The sequence below is a fragment of the Enemella dayhoffiae genome, from assembly GCF_002250625.1.
In the GTDB taxonomy this organism is placed as follows: Bacteria; Actinomycetota; Actinomycetes; order Propionibacteriales; family Propionibacteriaceae; genus Enemella; species Enemella dayhoffiae.
In genome coordinates this window covers 125,679-145,050 of sequence record NZ_NMVQ01000012.1, presented here as the reverse complement: position 1 = coordinate 145,050, position 19,372 = coordinate 125,679, and the positions used below count along the sequence as shown (strand labels likewise).

Below are 19,372 nucleotides of genomic sequence, written 5' to 3'. Positions count from 1 at the left end.
GGGCCCGTGCCCGAACCCACGAACCCCCCGGTGACCGCCACCGCCGAGGTGGCGGTGCCGCTGCTGCGGCTCGACCCCGGCCTGCCGCTGCCGCGCTACGCCCACCCCGACGACGCCGGCGCCGACCTGGTCAGCGCCGTGGACGTCCGGCTCGAGCCGGGGGAGCGTCGGCTGGTCGGCACCGGGGTGGCCCTGGCGCTGCCCGAGGGGTACGCCGGCTTCGTGCATCCGCGCTCGGGCCTGGCCGCCCGACACGGGCTGAGCATCGTCAACGCGCCGGGCACGGTCGACGCCGGCTATCGCGGCGAGATCAAGGTCTGCCTGGTGAACACCGACCGCAGCCACGCCGTCGAACTGCGCCGCGGCGACCGGATCGCGCAACTGGTGGTGCAGCCGGTGTCGCGGGCCCGGTTCGAGGTGGTCGACACCCTCACCGAGAGCATCCGCGGAGATGGTGGTCACGGCTCCACCGGTCGCTGATCGGCGCTCGTTTCGGAAGCGACCGCCCGCAGTGCCAAGATGGGGAGGCGTACGCCGAACCAAGACGAAGCGGAGTGGGACGACACGATGATCTTTGGCCGTAGGAAGAAGCAGGCCGAGCAGGTCGATGAACCGACCGTCGACAAGATCGAGACCACCGAGGAGGAGTCGAGCGACGAGAACGTCGACGCGACCGCGTCCGACCCGGTGGACGATGACCTCGAGCGCGACGCCAGTGACGCCGCAGACTCCGACGAGGACGATTCCGACGACACCGAGGGTGACCAGGACGAGGATGCGGACGACGACTCCGAGGACGACGACTCCGAGGACGACGAGGAGGACCAGGATGCCGAGGACGAGTGGGCCGCCCTCGACCTCAGCCGGGACTGGCGCGAGGACGGCCCGTTCGACATCGACGAGGTCGACCTGGACGCGGACGAGGTGCAGCGGCTCGATCTGGGTGCGCTGGTGCTCACCCCCATTCCGGAGAGCGAGCTGCGGCTGCAGGTGGCCGAGGAGACCCAGCAGATCGTCTCCACGCTGATGCTGTCGGGGGAGTCCGCGCTGGAGCTGTCCGTCTTCGCAGCCCCGCGCAGCCCCGGGCTGTGGACCGAGATCCGGCAGCAGATCATCGAGCAGACCCAGGCCGCCGGGGGCACCGCGGACTGTGTCGAGGGCCCGTTCGGCACCGAACTGGTCCGCAACGTGCCGGTGCAGACCCCCGACGGCCAGATCGCCTTCCAGCCGTCGCGGACCTGGGTCGCCCAGGGCCCGCGCTGGCTGCTGCGCGGGGTGCTGTTCGGGCAGGCCGCGCTGAGTGACCAGAACGACGACGAACTGGTCGGGCCGTTCCATGACGCGTTCTGCGATGTCGTGGTCCGCCGTGGCGACGCCCCGATGCCGGTCGGTGACGTGCTCGCGCTGACCCTGCCGCCGGAGCTCCAGGTCGAGGACCCGGCACAGGGCTGAACCGCACAGAACGGAACGGGCGGATGCATTGCGCCGGATCGGGCGTACGCTTGATCGTCTCGGGGAATCAGGGGTGAGGACGATGACTCAGGAAACCAGGCAGCGCCGCGGAATCGGCGAGATGTTGCGCCGGATGGTGCGTTCCAACGACGACCTGGAGGCGGAGGACCTGCGCCGCGAGGCGGCACAGGCCGGCTGCAGCCAGGTCTCCGGTTGCAAGGACCGGCAGCGGGTCACCCTGCGTGGCACGATCAGCTCGGTCACCCTCAACCCGCCGGGGGAGGCCCGCCAGCTCGAGGTCGACTTCCGCGACGGGTCCGGCTCGGTGCGCCTGATCTGGATGGGGCGCCGCGCCATCCCGGGGATCCAGGCCGGCACCAACCTGACCGTGCAGGGCCGGATCGCGCACAACCGTGGGGACCGCGTCATGTACAACCCGCGCTACGAACTGCTGCAGGTGCCGCGGTCCTGAGCCTGCTCAGGCGAGCTTTCCGGAGACCACCCGGGCCGCGGTGCCGTGCGGGGCGAGCGCCTCGGCGAGCTCCTGCTCGTGCTCGGCGGAGGTGACGAACAGCAACTCGTCGCCGGCCTCGAGTGACCCGTCCGGATCGGGGGCGCTGGCCCGTCCGTCGCGGATCAGGGCCACCAGCACGGTCTCCCCGGGCAGGGTCAGCTCACCGATCCGCATCCCGGCGCAGGGGCTCTCGTCGGGCAGGGTGAACTCGACCACGTTGGTGTCGCCGTTGCGGAAGGTGAACAGCCTGACCAGGTCACCGACCGCCACCGCCTCCTCGACCAGCGCGCACATCAGCCGCGGGGTGGACACCGACACGTCCACACCCCACACGTCGTCGAACATCCACTCGTTGTAGGGGTGGTTCACCCGCGCAACGGTGCGTGGTACGCCGAACTCGGTCTTGGCGAGCAGGGAGTGAACCAGGTTGACCTTGTCGTCACCGGTGGCGGCGATCGCCACGTCACAGCTGTCCAGGCCGGCCTCGTCGAGGGAGGACAGTTCGCAGGCGTCCGCCAGCAGCCATTCGGCATCCGGCACCGATTCGGTCTTGATCGCCTCGGGCTGCTTGTCGATCAACAGCACCTGGTGCCCGTGCTCGATCAACTCCCTGGCGATCGAGCGGCCCACGTGGCCGGCTCCGGCGATCGCGATACGCATCTGCTTCCCCTTTTCGTCGCGAGGTTGGTTCGGGCGGACGGATTCACCGTGCGTCAGTGCCGTTTCGGCGGTTGGCCGAGGACACCCTCGATCTCACCGATCCGGTCGGTCTCACAGGCGACGTAGGCCAGGTCGCCGTCCTGGAAGATGGTGTCGGCGCGCGGCACCATGCCGCTGCCGACGCGCAGCAGGAACGGCACCGGGGTGCGAATCGCGGACTGCAGGTCGCCGATGGTGTGCCCCACCCACCCGTGGTGCACGTGCACCTCGACCAGGCGTACCGCTCCGGACTGGTCACGCCACACCGGCTCCGAGCCCTCGGGCAGCAACCGCCGCAACACCTTGTCCGAGGCCCAGCGGACCGTGGCCACGGTGGGAATGCCGAGCCGTTCGTAGACCTCGGCCCGGCCCGGGTCATAGATCCGGGCGACCACGTTGTCGACGTTGAAGGTTTCCCGCACCACCCGGGCGGCCAGGATGTTGGAGTTGTCGCCACTCGACACCGCGGCGAATCCGTCGGCCTTCTCGATTCCCGCCCGCCTCAGCACGTCGCGGTCGAAACCGACGCCCTTGACCGTCCGGCCGCCGAAACCGGGGCCGAGTCGCCGGAACGCCTCGGCGTTGCTGTCGATGATCGCCACCGTGTGGCCGCGTTTCTCCAGGCTCTTCGCCAGCCGCGAGCCCACCCGGCCGCAGCCCATGATCACGATGTGCACGAGCACCAGCCTATGGGACGCCGCGACCGGCGTGTCCACGACGTGGCCCGGGGGAGGCCGCGATGTGACAACAGGTGTGCAACCGGGTTTACAGTTCCATGCGTGAGTGCATCCGAGGGGATCAAACGCCTGCTGCTGGGTCGCAAGCTCGCCTCGGCGCAGCTCGGCGAAACCCTGCTGCCGAAGCGGATCGCGCTACCGGTCTTCGCCTCCGACGCGCTGTCCTCGGTGGCGTACGCCCCCGATGAGATCCTGCTCACCCTGTCCCTGGCCGGCCTGATCGGTTTCTCCTTCTCCTGGTGGATCGCGCTCGCGGTGGCGATCGTCATGCTGGTGGTGGTCGCCTCCTACCGGCAGAACGTGCACGCCTACCCCTCTGGCGGTGGCGACTATGAGGTGGCCACGGTCAACCTCGGCCCCAACGCCGGCCTCACCGTCGCCTCCGCGCTGCTGGTCGACTATGTGCTCACCGTCGCGGTGTCGGTGTCCTCGGGGGTGCAGAACGCGCGCGCCGCGATCCCGTTCATCGCCGGGCACGAGGGGATGATCGCCGCGGTGATCATCTTCCTGCTGATGGCGGTGAACCTGCGCGGGGTCCGCGAATCGGGCAGCGTGTTCGCCGTCCCCACCTACTGCTTCATGGTCGGGGTGATCGGGATGACCCTCTATGGGCTGTTCCGGATCCTGGTGCTCGGCCAGGAGCTCCAGTCGCCCACCGCGCAGTACGAGGTGGTCGGCTCGGAGCACTTCACCCCGTTCGTCGGGCTGGCCATGGTGGTGCTGCTGGCGCGTACCTTCTCCTCCGGTTGCGCCGCGCTGACCGGGGTCGAGGCGATCTCCAACGGCGTACCCGCCTTTCGCAAGCCGAAGAGCAGGAATGCCGCCACCACGCTGGCCCTGCTCGGCGGGATCGCGGTGTCGATGCTGGTCGGGATCATCGCCCTGGCAAACCTGACCCATGTCCGGCTGATCGACGACCCGGAGTCGCACTTCGCGCTCAACGGGCAGAAGGTCGAGGTCGCCGCCGACACCGTGATGGGTCAGCTGGCCGGCACCGTGTTCGACAACTTCCGGCCCGGGTTCTATTTCCTGATCGCCGCCACGATGATCATCCTGTTCCTGGCGGCCAACACCGCGTTCAACGGATTTCCTGTGCTGGGGTCGATCCTGGCCCGTGACGGGTACATGCCGCGGCAGCTGCACACCCGCGGCGACCGGCTGGCCTACAGCAACGGGATCATCACCCTGGCGCTGGCCGCGATGGCGCTGGTGCTGGCGTTCAACGCCGACGTGACCAGCCTGATCCAGCTCTATGTGGTCGGGGTGTTCGTCTCGTTCACCGTCTCCCAGGCCGGGATGATGCGGCACTGGTCGCGGCACCTGCGCACCGAGCAGGACCCGAAGCAACGCTCGCTGATGAAGCGGTCGCGGATCATCAACGCGGTCGGGCTCAGCTTCACCGGCACGGTGCTGGTCATCGTGCTGTTGTCGAAGTTCATCTACGGCGCCTGGATGGCGATCCTGGCGATGGCCGTGGTGTTCGGACTGATGAAGCTGATCAACCGGCACTATCGCTCGGTGGCCCGCGAGATCGCCTGGGCGCCGGGGGACGAGCGGGTGCTGCCGAGCCGGGTGCACGCGGTGGTGATGGTGTCGAAGGTGAACAAGCCGACCCTGCGGGCGCTGATGTTCGCCAAGGCGTCGCGGCCCTCCACCTTGGAGGCGATCACGGTCGATGTCGACGACGAGGAGACCGAGCAGCTGTTCGCGGCGTGGGAGCGCGCCGAGCTGCGGATGCCGCTGAAGGTGATCGCCTCCCCCTATCGGGAGGTGATCGGCCCGGTGGTGAAGTATGTGTCCGAGCTGCGCAAGCAGAGCCCCCGCGACGTGGTGTGCGTCTACGTGCCCGAATATGTGGTGGGGCACTGGTGGGAGGGCGTGCTGCACAACCAGACGGCGCTGCTGCTGCGCGCCCGGCTGCACTTCACCCCCGGGGTGATGGTCACCTCGGTGCCCTATCTGCTGAAGTCCTCCGAGGCCGCCCGGGAGCGGTTCGCGCGCGAGGACCCGATGGCGTTCCGGATGGTCGGCACCACCGACTCCAGCGAGGGTGAGCCGCCGCGTGCTTGAGGTCGTCGTCGGACCGGTGGCGCACGGCGGGCACTGCGTGGCCCGCCACGACGGCCGGGTGATCTTCGTCCGGCACACGCTGCCGGGAGAACGGGTACGCCTGCAGCTCACCGACACCTCCACCGACCGGTTCTGGCGGGCCGACGCGCTCGAGGTGCTGGAACCCTCGCGCGACCGGCAGCCCTCCGGTTGTCCGGTGGCCGGCCCCGGCGGTTGCGGTGGCTGCGATTTCCAGCACGTCAGCGAATCCGGCGAGGTGGAGCTGAAGCGAGCCGTGGTCGCCGAGCAGCTGCAGCGGCTGGCCGGCATCGACTGGGCCGGTGAGGTGGAGGCGGTCCCGCCGACCCTGACCGGCTGGCGGACCCGGATGCGCTACCTGGCCGGGCCGGACGGGCCGGCGCTGCGCGCGCACCGCTCGCACGAGCTGATCACCATTCCCACCGACGGCTGCCCGATCGCCACGGTGGACCCGCGCGAGCTGGGCGTACCGGAGGTGGCCGAGGACACCCCGCTGACCGTGGTGGATTCCGACTCCGAGCAGCTGCTGCTGGTCGGCGACGCCGACGAGTCGGTGGCCGAGCAGGCCGCCGGACGCCGGTTCGAGGTGCAGGCGCAGGGGTTCTGGCAGGTGCACCCGGCCGCCGCGGACACCCTGGTCGCCGCACTGCTGGACGGCCTGCGGCCCCAGCCGGGGGAGCGCGCGTTCGACCTGTTCTGCGGGGTGGGACTGTTCGCCGGTGCGCTGGCCGATGCCGGGGTCACCGTCTGGGGCGTCGAGTCGGACAAGCCGGCGATCTCGCACGCCCGCCGCAACGTCCGCGAGGCCCGGTTCACCACCGGGCGGGTCGACAAGGTGCTGCACAAGCTGCCGCGGCGCACCGACCTGGTCGTGCTGGACCCGCCCCGCGCCGGTGCCGGGCGCAAGGTCCTGCAGCAGCTCAGCGAGCGTACGCCGCGGGCGATCGGCTACGTCGCCTGCGACCCGGCAGCGCTCGCGCGCGACCTGGCGTACGCCGCAGAGCTCGGCTGGCGGCCCAGCTCGATCCGCGCGTTCAACCTGTTCCCGCGCACCCACCACGTGGAGTGCGTGGCGATCCTCGAGCCGGCCTGACCCCGGTTGCCCGGGCGACCCGGCGACCGGCAAGGATGGAGACCAGCAGGGAATCGCCGAAGGAGTGGTCATGCCCGCCGAACACGATCGTCTGGCCCACCGGGTCGGGGTCCTGACCAGCGGGGGAGACGCCCCCGGGATGAACGCGGCGGTGCGTGCCGTGGTCCGCACCGCACTCAACCTCGGTGCCGACGTGTTCGTCGTCCAGGAAGGGTTCCAGGGGCTGGTCGACGGCGGTGACGGCATCCGGCAGGTCGACTGGGACGACGTCGGCTCGGTGCTGCACCGCGGCGGCACCATCATCGGAACCTTTCGCAGCAAGGATTTCCGCGAACGCGCCGGGATGCGCCGGGCGGCCGCGCACCTGCTCGAGCACGGCATCGACCGGCTGGTGGTGATCGGCGGCGACGGCAGCCTGTCCGGGGCCGATGAGTTCCGCCGCGAGTGGCCCGGGCTGCTCGCCGAACTGGTGGCGGCCGGCGAGGAGACCGAGGAGCGGGCCGCGGCGTACCCGAACCTGGGACTGATCGGCCTGGTCGGCTCGATCGACAACGACCTGGTCGGCACCGACATGACCATCGGCGCCGACACGGCCCTGCACCGGATCGTCGGCGCGATCGACGCCATCTCCTCCACCGCGGCCAGCCACCAGCGCACCTTCGTGGTCGAGGTGATGGGTCGGCACTGCGGCTATCTGGCGCTGATGGCCGCCATCGCCGGCGTCTGCGACTATCTGCTGGTCCCCGAGCACCCGCCCGCCGACGGCTGGCAGGAGCGGATGTGCGCCGAGCTGCGCCGCGGCCGCGCCGCCGGGCGGCGGGAGTCCATCGTGATCGTCGCCGAGGGGACGACCGATCGTTCCGGGGTACCCCTCCACGCCACCGATGTGCAACGGGTGCTGGAGGAACGGCTCGGCGAGGACACCCGGGTGACCATCCTGGGCCACGTGCAGCGCGGAGGTGCGCCCTCGGCGTACGACCGGTGGATGAGCACCTGGCTCGGTGCCGCCGCCGCCCGACACGTCCTCGGCGCCGACCCGGGCGAGGAGGCCGTGGTCATCGGCACCCGGGGGAACCACCCGGCACCGTTGCCGCTGGTCGAGCAGCTCGCCGCCACCCGGGCGGTGCCGCGACTGATCGCCGATGGCGACCACGACGCCGCCGTGGCCGCCCGCGGCGGCTCCTTCGGCGAACTGCTCACCGTGTTCACCCAGATGTCGGAGCCGCCAACCGTCAACGCCCGCGCGGATGGCCCGCGGATCGCGGTGGTGCACGGCGGCGGCCTGGCACCCGGGATGAACACGGCCGCCTTCGAGGCGGTCCGACTCGGCATCGAGCAGGGGATGCGGATGATCGGCGTCCAGGGCGGCTTTGCCGGGCTGGTCCGCGACGACCTGCGCGAACTGTGCTGGGACGAGGTGGAGGGGTGGGCGCCGATGGGCGGTGCCGAGCTCGGCACCCGGCGGGAGGTGCCGGAACTGTCCGACCTGTACGCCATCGGCCGCACCCTGGAACGGCACCGGATCGACGGGTTGTTGATGATCGGCGGCTGGGACGGGTACGCCTCGGCGCACCGGCTCTGGCAGGAGCGCGACCGCTATCCGGCCTTTCGGATCCCGATGATCTGCCTGCCCGCCAGCATCGACAACAACCTCCCGGGCAGCGAGCTGTCGATCGGCGCCGACACCGCGCTGAACGAGATCATCGAGTCGATCGACCGGATCAAGCAGTCGGCCAGCGCGGCCCGGCGCTGCTTCGTGGTCGAGGTGATGGGCCGGCACTGCGGCTATCTGGCGATGATGGGGGCGCTCGGTGGCGGTGCGGAGCGGGTCTATCTGCACGAGGACGGGGTCACCCTGGCCGAGCTGGCCGCCGACGTGGAGCGGCTGCGGCACAGCTTCCGCAACGGGCGCCGGTTGTTCCTGGCGGTCCGCAACGAGGAGGCCAACCCGCTCTACACCACCGACTTCATGGCACGGTTGTTCGCCCAGGAGGCCGGCGGGTTGTTCGACGTCCGCCAGGCCGTGCTCGGCCACGTCCAGCAGGGCGGCAACCCGACGCCGTTCGACCGGATCCTGGCCACCCGGCTGGTGTCGCGTTCGATCCAGCTGCTGGGGGAGCAGCTGGCCGCCGGCGGCACCGACTCCTTCCGGATCGGGTTGGTCGACGGCCAGGTGCGCGCGGGTGCGATGGAGCAGCTGTTCGCCGGCACCGACATCACCCTGCGCCGCTCCGTCGACCCGTGGTGGCGCGACCTGGGTGAGGTGCTGCGGCTGGTCGCCGAACCACCCGGCCCGGACCCCCGGCGTACGCCTGAGGGAGACACGGCGGAGAATGGACCCACGCGCTCGTCCGCCACTGCCGACGTGGTATCTTGATGTCAAGAGACTTGGCGGGGCCGGCGGGCGCCGCGGACAACCCAATCAGCATGGGAGTTGAGCAATGAGTGAGAACAGCTTTGGAGCGCGGGCCGACCTGGAGGTGGCCGGCAAGACCTACGAGATCTTCAAGCTCGACGCGGTGGAGGGGTCCGAGAGCCTGCCCTACAGCCTGAAGGTGCTGCTGGAGTGCCTGCTGCGCACCGAGGACGGCAAGAACATCACCGCCGACGACATCCGCGCTCTCGGCAACTGGGACCCCAAGTCCGAGCCGGACAAGGAGATCCAGTTCACCCCCGCCCGGGTGATCATGCAGGACTTCACCGGCGTGCCGTGCGTGGTCGACCTGGCCACCATGCGCGAGGCGATCGTCGAGATGGGCGGGGACGCCGACAAGGTGAACCCGCTGTCACCGGCCGAGATGGTGATCGACCACTCCGTGATCGTCGACTTCTTCGGCACCCGTGACTCCTTCCAGCGCAATGTGGAGGTCGAGTACGAACGCAACAAGGAGCGGTACCAGTTCCTGCGCTGGGGTCAGACCGCGTTCGACGACTTCAAGGTGGTCCCCCCGGGCACCGGCATCGTGCACCAGGTCAACATCGAGAACCTGGCCCGCGTGGTCTTCCCGCGCGAGGTGTCGACGGGTTCCGGCGAGAAGGTGCTGCAGGCCTACCCCGACACCTGTGTGGGCACCGACTCGCACACCACCATGGTGAACGGCCTGGGTGTGGTCGGCTGGGGTGTCGGCGGGATCGAGGCCGAGGCCGCGATGCTCGGTCAGCCGGTGTCGATGCTGATCCCGCGCGTGGTCGGCTTCAAGCTGTCCGGTGAGCTGCGCGACGGCGTCACCGCGACCGACCTGGTGCTTACCATCACCGAGATGCTGCGCGAGCACAAGGTGGTCGGCAAGTTCGTCGAGTTCTATGGCCCCGGCGTCTCCGCCGTGCCGCTGGCCAACCGCGCCACCATCGGCAACATGAGCCCCGAATACGGCTCGACCATCGCGGTGTTCCCGATCGACGACAAGACCACCGACTACCTGCGGCTGACCGGTCGCTCCGAGGAGCAGATCGAGCTGGTGGAGGCGTACGCCAAGGCCCAGGGCCTGTGGCACGACGACGACCGCGAGCCCCGCTATTCCGAGCACCTGGAGCTCGACCTGGCCGACGTGAAGCCGTCGATCGCCGGGCCGAAGCGCCCCCAGGACCGGATCCTGCTGGACAACGCCAAGAAGCAGTTCCGCTCGGACGTGAAGAACTACGTGTCGATGACCGCCCAGGACGAGCAGACCGCCGACTCGTTCCCGGCCTCCGACCCCACCGCGGCCGCCCCCGGTGACGAGGAGACCTCGACCGCGGCCACCATCGTGGACAAGGTGAAGGACGTCGCCGCCGAGGTCGTCGGCACCGTCGCCGGTGCCGTGCGCAAGGCCGTGCCGGGGCGCCCGTCGGTGCAGATCCCGGTCACCCTGTCCACCGGTGAGTCGTTCGAGCTGGACCACGGCGCGGTCTGCGTCGCGGCGATCACCTCCTGCACCAACACCTCCAACCCGTCGGTGATGATCGCCGCCGGACTGGTCGCCAAGAAGGCCGTGGAGAAGGGCCTGACCCGCAAGCCGTGGGTGAAGACCTCGCTGGCGCCGGGCTCGAAGGTGGTCACCGACTACTACGAGAAGGCCGGGCTGCAGCCCTATCTGGACAAGATCGGTTTCGACCTGGTCGGTTATGGCTGCACCACCTGCATCGGCAACTCGGGACCGTTGATCCCCGAGGTGTCGCAGGCGATCAACGAGCACGACCTGGCCGTCACCGCGGTGCTCTCGGGCAACCGCAACTTCGAGGGCCGGATCAGCCCGGACGTGAAGATGAACTATCTGGCCAGCCCGCCGCTGGTGGTGGTGTATGCCCTGGCCGGGACCATGGACATCGACCTCGACTCGGAGCCGATCGGCACCGATGAGCAGGGCAACGACGTGTTCATGCGCGACGTCTGGCCGAGCACCGAGGAGATCGAGGAACTCGTCGGCTCGTCCATCTCGGCGGAGATGTTCGCCAGCCGGTACGCCGACGTGTTCGCCGGCGACGAGCGCTGGCAGTCGCTGTCCACCCCGGAGGGGGACACCTTCGAGTGGGACGCCGACTCGACCTATGTGCGCAAGCCTCCGTACTTCGAGGGGATGCCGGCCCAGCCCGAGGCCGTCGGTGACATCACCGGCGCGCGGGTGCTGCTGAAGCTCGGCGACTCGGTGACCACCGACCACATCTCGCCGGCCGGTTCGATCAAGGCCGACACCCCGGCCGGGAAGTACCTGACCGAGCAGGGAGTGGAGAGGCGGGACTTCAACTCCTACGGTTCGCGACGCGGCAACCATGAGGTGATGATGCGCGGCACCTTCGCGAACATCCGGCTGCGCAACCAGATCGCCCCGGGCACCGAGGGTGGATACACCCGTGACTTCACCCAGCCCGACGGTCCGGTCAGCTTCGTCTATGACGCCTCGGTGAACTACCAGGCCGCAGGCACCCCGCTTGTGGTGCTGGGCGGCAAGGAGTACGGCTCTGGTTCCTCGCGGGACTGGGCGGCCAAGGGCTCGGCACTGCTGGGGATCAAGGCCGTGATCACCGAGAGCTTCGAGCGGATCCACCGCTCGAACCTGATCGGCATGGGCGTCCTGCCGCTGCAGTTCCCGGAGGGGAAGTCGGCCGACTCGCTGGGTCTGACCGGTGAGGAGACCTTCGACATCGTCGGGATCACCGAGCTGAACGAAGGGCGTACGCCGAAGACCATGAAGGTCACCGCGACCGCCCCTGACGGCAAGAAGACCGAGTTCGACGCGGTTGTGCGGATCGACACCCCCGGGGAGCGTGAGTACTACCTCAACGGCGGCATTCTGCACTACGTGCTGCGCCGGATGGCCGAGTCCGACGCCGGCTGAGCCGCACGCTGGCTGAGCCTGTCGAAGCCAGTGCGGTCGGCCACCGGACGCAACGATCATGACCAGATCGGGGTCGTTTTCTCCCAGGGAGAAAATGGCCTCGATCTGGTCATGGTCATTCTCCGACGGCTTCGCGGATCAGCGTCCCGTACGCCTGAAGCTCGCCCTCGGCGTACCGGACCCGGGGCCAGAAGAAGCCGCGCAGCCCGTCCCCCCTGGTCCGCGGCACCACGTGCACGTGCAGGTGCGGCACCGATTGGGACACCACGTTGTTGATTGCCACGAAGGTGCCGGTGCAGCCGAGCGCCCGCGGCAGCGCCGCGGCGACCCGCTGCACCTCGACGAACAGCACCGGGAGCTGATCCGCCGGCAGGTCGGTGAGTTGGTCGACGTGGGGGAGCGGGCAGACCAGGACGTGGCCCTTGAACACCGGCCGGTGGTCCAGGAAGGCGATCACCCGATCGGTGCGCAGCACCACCTCACCGGCGAGTTCTCCCGCGGCGATCGCGCAGACGACGTCGATGTCGGTCCCGGCTGGCATCCTCACATCCTGTCACCTCTTGCCGCTGTCGGAGCGACCACCTATGATCGAACACACGTACTAATCAATGGGGTGGTCATGATGCAGACTTCAATCTATGTCCCGCCGGGGTGGCCCGACTCGGTGCGTCCGCCGGGTGCCCCCGACTGGGAGGCGACCGCTGTGGCGTACCTGCTGGACCGCTGCCCGGCCGACTATCGGGCCTATCCGGTGCTGCGGCGGCACCCGGTGGTGCTCGCCCGGTTCGCTGCCCAGTTCGTGGAGAGCCAGCTGCGCGCCAGCCAGGCCGGGCTGTCCGGCGTACGCACCAGCCTGGTCGAGCACGTGCCGCCGCAGGTGGTCGAGTCGGCGGCCGAGGCCTGGCAGGAACAGACCGCGCAGCTGGTTCGGGTACGCCGGGCCGTCGCCCTGGTCGAGGAGGCGCTGCGCGGCAAGATCTTCATCCGTCGGTTGTGACCCTGGCCAGGGCGGACCTTATGGCGGCGATCTCCTCGCGCACCGGTTCGGCGGCCGCTGACTGACCCGCCCGCTCGCAGTCGCGCACGGCGGCGGCCCGCTCGTCGAGTTCCGCGGTGACCACGGCGTACGCCTCCGAAGCGGTCAGCTCGCGACGCCGCGCCTCGGCGGCCCCGACCCCGATCGCGGCCGACTCCACCGCTCCGGCCCGCGGGGCGATGACACCGTCGGCCTCGGCGTTCTCCAGGGCGCCGACCACCGAACGCAGGGCGCGGGTGCTCACCCGATCCCGCTCCCGCATCGCTCGGTGCAGCTCGTCGCGCAGGGCCCGTTTCAACTCGCTCATGCCGGTGACGTTAACGGCGAGGGTCGCGCAGCGCATCGGCTTTTTGGTGTCTCCGGTCTGCCCGGGCGCGTAGGGATCCCCCCACGGAAAGACACCGTTTCGACCCGCGGGCTGACACGACCACCACCTACCACGCCGTAAACTGGCGGGCATGGCTTTGTTGGATCGCATCGAGGGACCTGGTGACCTGCGCGACCTCTCTCGCACCGAGCTGGACCGGCTCGCCGCGGAGATCCGAGCGTTCCTGGTGTCCAACGTCAGCCGCACTGGCGGACACCTGGGGCCCAATCTCGGCGTTGTCGAGCTGACCCTGGCGCTGCACCGCGTGTTCGACTCGCCCAACGACCCATTCATCTTCGACACCGGCCACCAGAGCTACGTGCACAAGATGCTCACCGGTCGTTGCGCCGACTTCCCGACCCTGCGCCAGCGCGGCGGGCTGTCCGGCTATCCCAGCCGCGCCGAGTCCGAGCACGACTGGGTGGAGAGCTCGCACGCGTCCGCCTCGCTCTCCTGGGCCGAGGGGATGGCCAAGGGGTTCCGGCTGCAGAACCTGGACCGCACCGTGGTCGCCGTGATCGGCGACGGCGCGCTGACCGGCGGGATGGCCTGGGAGGCGGTCAACAACATCGCCGTCCAGCGCGACCTGCCGCTGGTGATGATCGCCAACGACAACGGCCGCTCCTACACCCCGACCGTCGGCGGGCTCGCCTCCCATCTGAGCGCACTGCGCACCGACCGGCGATATGAGCAGGGGTTGGATTTCCTGAAGCGTTCGATCAGCGGTACGCCGTTGGTCGGGCGGGCTGCCTATGAATGGCTGCACGGGGTGAAGATCGGGCTCAAGGACGTGCTGGCGCCGCAGGGCCTGTTCGCCGACCTCGGGATGAAGTATGTCGGCCCGATCGACGGGCACGACCTCGCCGCGCTGGAGCGGGCCCTGCAGCAGGCCAAGGGCTTCGGCGGCCCGGTGATCGTGCACGTGATCACCGAGAAGGGCCGCGGCTTCAAGGCCGCCGAGGAGCACGAGGAGGACCACTTCCACTCGGTCGGCCAGATCGACGAGATCACCGGTGAACCGCTGTCCTCGAGCTCCAAGAAGACCTGGACCGACGTGTTCTCGGCCGAGCTCGTGGAGGTCGGCCGGCGCCGGCCCGATATCGTCGCGCTGACCGCGGCGATGCTCTATCCGACCGGACTGGATCGGTTCGCCGCCGCCTTCCCGGACCGCACCGTCGACGTGGGGATCGCCGAGCAGCACGCACTCACCTCCGCCGCCGGGCTTTCCGCGGCCGGTCTGCATCCGGTGGTCGCGGTCTATTCCACCTTCTTGAACAGGGCCTTCGATCAACTGCTGATGGACGTCGCCCTGCACCGGCAGGGAGTCACCCTGATGCTGGACCGGGCCGGGGTCACCGGCACCGATGGCGCCAGCCACAACGGCATGTGGGACTCCTCGATCCTGACCGTCGTGCCCGGGCTCCGCCTGGCGGCACCCCGCGATGCGACCCGGTTGCGTGAGGCGCTGTGGCAGTCGGTGGACCACAACGACGGGCCCAGCGTGATCCGCTATTCCAAGGAGAAGGTGCCGGCCGACATCGACGCGATCGAGCGGCGCGACGGCATCGACGTGCTGGCCCAGTCGGGTCGGCCCCAGGTGCTGGTGGTGGCCCTCGGACAGTTCGTCGGGATGGGCCTGGAGGTCGCGGAAAGGCTGAGCCAGCAGGGAATCGGCGTCCGCGTCGTCGACCCGGTCTGGTCGCTGCCGATCAACCCGGCCCTGGTCCGGCTGGCCGCCGAGCACGAACTGGTGATCACCCTGGAGGACTCCGGGGTGGTCGGCGGGGTCGGCTCCCGGTTGTCCCAGGAGCTGCGCGCCAACGACGTGTGGACCCCGGTCCGCGAGTTCGGCATCAAGCAGGAGTTCCTCGACCACGGCTCCCGCGCCGAGGTGCTGGAGGAACTTGGACTCACCTCCCAGCAGATCGCGCGGCAGGTGGTCGAGTTCGTCGCCCGGACCACCGAGCAGCTGCCGGAGCGGCGTACCCAGTCCAGCGACAGCGAACGCTGAGCCGCCGGCGGGCTACCGTTTCCGGTGTGAGCGATCCCGTGCTTGACGGGGTGCCGGTACGCGTGGTCACCGGCCGGCTCGATCGCACCCTCAACGTGCCCTGGGGAGGAGGGGCTGCTGCGTGAATTCTTCCTGATCACCCGAGCCTGACCCAACCACAACCAAAAGGAGCGACCGATGAGCGACCAGCCCACGAACGACCAGACCTCGACGGGTCAGCCCACTCAGCTCACCGAGGAGGACCAGCAGCGGGTACGCAACGCGGTGATGCTCGCCGGGGCGCTGGTGTCCAACGCCGATCCCGGCTTCCTCGACACGTTCAAGGAGTCCTTCGCGACCGGCAAGGCCCTGCAGGCGGCTCCGCCGGAGCTGCAGCGGATGCTCCGAGGTGGCGGCCTACCCCATCTGCCGGCGGATCGCAGCAACCTGGAGGGCCACGTGATCGAGCTGGTGGGTGAGGTACGCCGACTGCTCGAGACCCAGACCCCGCAGCTGGTGCAGCCCTATCGCGAGCTGGTGCTCACCGTCGCCCGCGACGTGGCCGAGGCGGCCAAGGGCACCTCGAGCACCGAACAGGCGGCCATCGGCAAACTGGAGCAGGCGCTCAGCTGACCCTCACCGCACCCAGCGGCCTACCCCTCAGGCGGGTAGGCTGGCCACCCCTGGCGGCAGGAAACGCTTGCCACGCACGGATTCCGAGGCGCCGCGGCGATCCAGATAGGGAGTGATGCCGCCGTTGTGGAAGGGCCAGCCGGCGCCCAGTATCAGGCACAGGTCGATGTCCATCGGCGCGGCGACCACCCCCTCGTCCAGCATCAGCCCGATCTCCTCGGCGAGTGCCCTCTCGGCCCGCTCCAGCACCTGCTCGGCCGTCGACGGGTTGTCACCCTGCGTCAGCACGGCCAGCGCCTCGGGGTTGAGCTGCGGCCGCCCGGACTCGTCGGTGGTATAGATCCCGGGCAGCTTCGCTTCGACCAGCGCCGACAGGCACTTCGACTCGCCGAACCGGTCGCCGAACGCCTGATGCAGGGTGCTGCCGACGTGCAGCGCCACCGCGGGCCCGACCAGCTGCAGCAGGGCGAACGTCGACATCGGCAGCCCCATCGGGGCCGTCGCCCGCTCGGCGACCTCGATCGGCGTACCCTCGTCGACGCACGCCATGATCTCACCCATCAACCGGGTCAGCACCCGGTTCACCACGAAGGCGGGGGAGTCCTTCACCAGCACCGCGTTCTTGCGCAGCCCCTTGGCCACCGCGAACGCGGTCGCCAGGGTCTCGTCGTCGGTCTGCTCGCCGCGGATGATCTCCAGCAACGGCAGCACCGCGACCGGGTTGAAGAAGTGGAAACCCACCACCCGCTCGGGATGCTGAAGCGTGGACGCCATCTCGCTCACCGACAGCGAGGAGGTGTTGGTCATCAGCACGCAGTCGGGGCGCACGTGCTGCTCCAGCGCGCCGAACACCTGCCGCTTGACGCCCAGCTCCTCGAACACGGCCTCGATCACCAGGTCGCAGTCGGCGAAGTCGGCCTGGTCGGTGGTGCCGCTGAACAGCGCCTTCAGCCCGTTGGCCCTGTCCGGGGAGATCCGCTGCTTGGCCAGCAGCTTGTCCACCTCGGCGGTCACATAACCGAGCCCCTTGTCCACGCGCGACTGGTCGAGGTCGCTCATCACCACCGGTACGCCGAGGCGGCGGCCGAACAGCAGCGCCAGCTGGGAGGCCATCAGTCCGGCGCCGACCACGCCGACCTTGGTCACCTTGCGGGCGAGCTCCTTGTCCGGCGCCCCCGCCGGCCGTTTCGCGCGCTTGTTGACCAGGTCGAAGGCGTACAACGAGGCGCGGTGCTCGTCGGTCATCACCAGGTCGGCGAGGCCCTGGTCCTCCAGCAGGTACGCCTCCTCCCGAGTCGCGGTGCGCGCCGCGGCCAGACAGTCCAGCGCCCGGTAGGGGGCCGGTGCGGCACCCGACACCTTGGCGTCGGCGAACTTCTTGCCCTTCTTGATCGCCGCCGCCCAGGTGTCCTCGGAACGGTCGATCTCGGGCCGCTCGACGGCGATGTCGCCGTTGACCACACCGGCCATCCAGTCGATCGAGCGGGCCAGATAGTCGGCACCCTCGAACACCGCATCGGCCAGCCCAAGCTCAAACGCCTGCTTGCCGCCGAGCATCTTGTTCTGGTTCATCGAGTTCTCGATCACCAGCTTCACCGCGGTGTCGACACCGACCAGGTTAGGCGCCATCCAGGTGCCGCCCCAGCCGGGCAGGATTCCCAGAAACACTTCCGGGAAAGCGATTCCGGCCGCACTGTCGCAGACCGTCCGATACTGGCAGCTGAGCACGATCTCCAGCCCGCCGCCCAGGGCGAGGCCGTTGATGAACGCGAAGGTGGGGATCTTCGAGTTGGCCAGCTTGTGGAAGGTGCCGTGCCCGATCCGGGCCACGTCGACCGCCTGCTCGTGCTCGGTGATGCCCGAGATCAGCGACAGGTCGGCACCGGCGGCGGTGATGAACGGCTTGCCGGTGATCGCGATCGCGACGATGTCATCGCGCGCCTGCACCCGGTCGAGCACGTGGCTGAGCTCGCGCAGCGTGCCGGGGCCGAGGGTGGAGGGACGCTTGTGGTCCAGCCCGTTGTCCAGGGTGATCAGTACCGCCTTGCCGGCGCCCCGCGGCAGGTCGATGTCACGGGCCAGCGAGTGGGTGATCACCTCGCTGTCCTCGGTGGCCGCGGCAGAGCGGTCCAGGATCTGGTCGAAATCGTCATACATCGTCTCGGTCACTTCGCGTCGCCCTCTCCGGAAGTCTGGGCGCTTGCGCCCGCGGGGGGTCGGGGGTCGTCCCCCGACTGGTGGTGGGGGTTTTCCCAGATCACGGTGCCGCCCATGCCGAGCCCGATGCACATCGTGGTGATGCCGTAGCGGACCTGCGGGCGCTCCCGGAACTGCCGGGCCAGGTGGATCATCAGGCGGACGCCCGAGGACGCCAGCGGGTGCCCCAGCGCGATCGCGCCGCCGTAGGGGTTGACCCGCTCGTCGAACTGGTCGATCCCGAAGTGGTCCAGGAACGCGAGCACCTGCACCGCGAACGCCTCGTTGATCTCGAACGCGCCGATGTCGTCGATGCTCAGACCGGCCCGGGCGAGCGCCTTCTCGGTGGCCGGCACCGGCCCGACACCCATCACCGCGGGATCCACACCAGCAAAGGAGAATCCGACCAGCTTCATCGCCACCGGCAGGCCGAGCTCCTCGGCCGCGGCCGCGGAGGCGAGCAGGCAGGCGGTGGCGCCGTCGTTGAGGCCGGCGGCGTTGCCGGGGGACACGTTGCCGCGCGGACGGAACGGGGTCTTCAGCTCGGCCAGCGCCTCGACGGTGGTTCCGGGGCGTGGGGGCTCGTCGGCGGTGGCCAGGCCCCAGCCGAGCTCGGTGGAGCGTACGCCGACCGGCACCAGCGACTCCTGGATGACGCCGTCGGCGTACGCCTTGGCCACCCGCTCCTGGGAGAGGACGGCGAACTCGTCGCACCGCTGCTTGGTGATCGCGGGGAAGCGGTCGTGCAGGTTCTCGGCGGTCCTGCCCATCACCAGTGCCGAATCGTCGACCAGCTTCTCGGTGAGGAAGCGCGGATTGGGGTCGACGCCCTCACCCATCGGGTGTCGGCCCATGTGCTCGACGCCGCCGGCGATCGCCACGTCATAGGCGCCGAAGCCGATGCCGGAGCCGGTGGTGGTCACAGCGGTCATCGCGCCCGCGCACATCCGGTCGATGGCGAAGCCGGGCACCGACTGCGGCAGCCCGGACAGCAGGGCGGCGCTGCGGCCGATGGTCAGGCCCTGGTCACCGGTCTGGGTGGTCGCGGCGATCGCCACCTCATCGACCCGCTCGGGCGGGAGCTCGGGGTGGCGCCGCAGCAGCTCGCGGATGCAGTGCACCACCAGGTCGTCGGCGCGGGTCTCCGCATAGAGCGAGCCGGCCTTTCCGAAAGGAGTTCGTACGCCGTCGACGAAGACGACATCGCGGTTCTCAGCTGACATGACCCCGATGTTACCCACAAGTAACAGTG

15 protein-coding genes and 1 pseudogene are annotated in these 19,372 nt (G+C 69.6%); 10 read left to right on the top strand and 6 right to left on the bottom strand.

Translation table 11 applies throughout. The annotated features are described in order from the left end of the window. Nucleotides 1–6: 6 nt before the first annotated feature. The 3 genes from dut to CGZ93_RS08655 all read left to right on the top strand — a co-directional run bounded on the left by dut (nucleotide 7) and on the right by CGZ93_RS08655 (nucleotide 1,924). On the top strand, nucleotides 7–480 hold the full coding sequence (gene dut / locus CGZ93_RS08665) for a dUTP diphosphatase (protein ID WP_229117309.1): 474 nt from the start codon (nucleotides 7–9) through the stop codon (nucleotides 478–480). Between the two features lie 87 nt (nucleotides 481–567). Further along, complete coding sequence (locus CGZ93_RS08660; RefSeq protein WP_094363731.1) at nucleotides 568–1,452, top strand: DUF3710 domain-containing protein; 885 nt, start codon at nucleotides 568–570, stop codon at nucleotides 1,450–1,452. An 82-nt stretch (nucleotides 1,453–1,534) separates the two neighbouring features. After that, nucleotides 1,535–1,924 carry an OB-fold nucleic acid binding domain-containing protein gene (locus tag CGZ93_RS08655; protein WP_094363730.1) on the top strand — a complete coding sequence of 130 codons (390 nt, stop codon included), beginning with the start codon at nucleotides 1,535–1,537 and terminating at the stop codon, nucleotides 1,922–1,924. Nucleotides 1,925–1,930: 6 nt separating this feature from the next. Here CGZ93_RS08655 and CGZ93_RS08650 read toward each other — a convergent pair whose 3' ends face one another. After that, complete coding sequence (locus CGZ93_RS08650) at nucleotides 1,931–2,626, bottom strand: potassium channel family protein (protein ID WP_094363729.1); 696 nt, start codon at nucleotides 2,624–2,626, stop codon at nucleotides 1,931–1,933. A 53-nt stretch (nucleotides 2,627–2,679) separates the two neighbouring features. Beyond that, nucleotides 2,680–3,327 (bottom strand): potassium channel family protein, encoded by a 648-nt coding sequence (locus CGZ93_RS08645; protein ID WP_171196238.1) that lies wholly within the window; start codon nucleotides 3,325–3,327, stop codon nucleotides 2,680–2,682. A 117-nt stretch (nucleotides 3,328–3,444) separates the two neighbouring features. Between CGZ93_RS08645 and CGZ93_RS08640 the strand changes: the two genes are divergently transcribed. The 4 genes and pseudogenes from CGZ93_RS08640 to CGZ93_RS08625 all read left to right on the top strand — a co-directional run bounded on the left by CGZ93_RS08640 (nucleotide 3,445) and on the right by CGZ93_RS08625 (nucleotide 11,898). After that, a complete protein-coding gene (locus tag CGZ93_RS08640) occupies nucleotides 3,445–5,472 on the top strand; it encodes an APC family permease (RefSeq protein WP_229117308.1) in 2,028 nt (675 codons plus the stop codon). After that, nucleotides 5,465–6,583 (top strand): class I SAM-dependent RNA methyltransferase, encoded by a 1,119-nt coding sequence (locus CGZ93_RS08635; RefSeq protein ID WP_229117307.1) that lies wholly within the window; start codon nucleotides 5,465–5,467, stop codon nucleotides 6,581–6,583. Before CGZ93_RS08640 ends, CGZ93_RS08635 begins: the two co-directional genes overlap by 8 nt. Before the next feature lie 70 nt (nucleotides 6,584–6,653). Continuing rightward, nucleotides 6,654–8,867 (top strand): annotated as a pseudogene (locus CGZ93_RS08630) (6-phosphofructokinase); the annotation flags it as partial. Between the two features lie 157 nt (nucleotides 8,868–9,024). Continuing rightward, nucleotides 9,025–11,898 (top strand): aconitate hydratase, encoded by a 2,874-nt coding sequence (locus CGZ93_RS08625; RefSeq protein ID WP_094363724.1) that lies wholly within the window; start codon nucleotides 9,025–9,027, stop codon nucleotides 11,896–11,898. Between the two features lie 115 nt (nucleotides 11,899–12,013). On the opposite strand, the gene CGZ93_RS08620 is transcribed toward CGZ93_RS08625, so the two are convergent. Further along, nucleotides 12,014–12,439 carry an HIT family protein gene (locus tag CGZ93_RS08620; protein ID WP_094363723.1) on the bottom strand — a complete coding sequence of 142 codons (426 nt, stop codon included), beginning with the start codon at nucleotides 12,437–12,439 and terminating at the stop codon, nucleotides 12,014–12,016. Between the two features lie 78 nt (nucleotides 12,440–12,517). On the opposite strand from CGZ93_RS08620, the gene CGZ93_RS08615 reads away from it, so the two are divergent. After that, nucleotides 12,518–12,895: a hypothetical protein gene (locus tag CGZ93_RS08615; RefSeq protein ID WP_212753197.1), complete on the top strand. Its 378-nt coding sequence runs from the start codon at nucleotides 12,518–12,520 to the stop codon at nucleotides 12,893–12,895. Here the strand turns inward: CGZ93_RS08615 and CGZ93_RS08610 are convergent. Beyond that, nucleotides 12,879–13,241, bottom strand: a complete 363-nt coding sequence (locus CGZ93_RS08610) for a GatB/YqeY domain-containing protein (protein WP_094363722.1) — start codon at nucleotides 13,239–13,241, stop codon at nucleotides 12,879–12,881. The genes CGZ93_RS08615 and CGZ93_RS08610 overlap by 17 nt on opposite strands. 151 nt (nucleotides 13,242–13,392) lie before the next feature. Between CGZ93_RS08610 and dxs the strand changes: the two genes are divergently transcribed. Both dxs and CGZ93_RS08600 read left to right on the top strand, forming a co-directional pair. Then, nucleotides 13,393–15,312 (top strand): 1-deoxy-D-xylulose-5-phosphate synthase, encoded by a 1,920-nt coding sequence (dxs, locus tag CGZ93_RS08605; RefSeq protein WP_094363721.1) that lies wholly within the window; start codon nucleotides 13,393–13,395, stop codon nucleotides 15,310–15,312. A gap of 177 nt (nucleotides 15,313–15,489) precedes the next feature. Further along, nucleotides 15,490–15,924, top strand: coding sequence for a hypothetical protein (locus CGZ93_RS08600; RefSeq protein WP_094363720.1), 435 nt, complete (start codon nucleotides 15,490–15,492; stop codon nucleotides 15,922–15,924). A gap of 27 nt (nucleotides 15,925–15,951) precedes the next feature. Here the strand turns inward: CGZ93_RS08600 and CGZ93_RS08595 are convergent, their stop codons facing one another. Together CGZ93_RS08595 and CGZ93_RS08590 are read right to left on the bottom strand one after the other, a co-directional pair. Further along, nucleotides 15,952–18,093 (bottom strand): 3-hydroxyacyl-CoA dehydrogenase NAD-binding domain-containing protein, encoded by a 2,142-nt coding sequence (locus CGZ93_RS08595; protein ID WP_324252442.1) that lies wholly within the window; start codon nucleotides 18,091–18,093, stop codon nucleotides 15,952–15,954. After that, nucleotides 18,090–19,343, bottom strand: coding sequence for a thiolase family protein (locus tag CGZ93_RS08590; RefSeq protein ID WP_094363952.1), 1,254 nt, complete (start codon nucleotides 19,341–19,343; stop codon nucleotides 18,090–18,092). The genes CGZ93_RS08595 and CGZ93_RS08590 overlap by 4 nt, the downstream gene beginning before the upstream one ends. Between the last annotated feature and the right edge of the window lie 29 nt (nucleotides 19,344–19,372).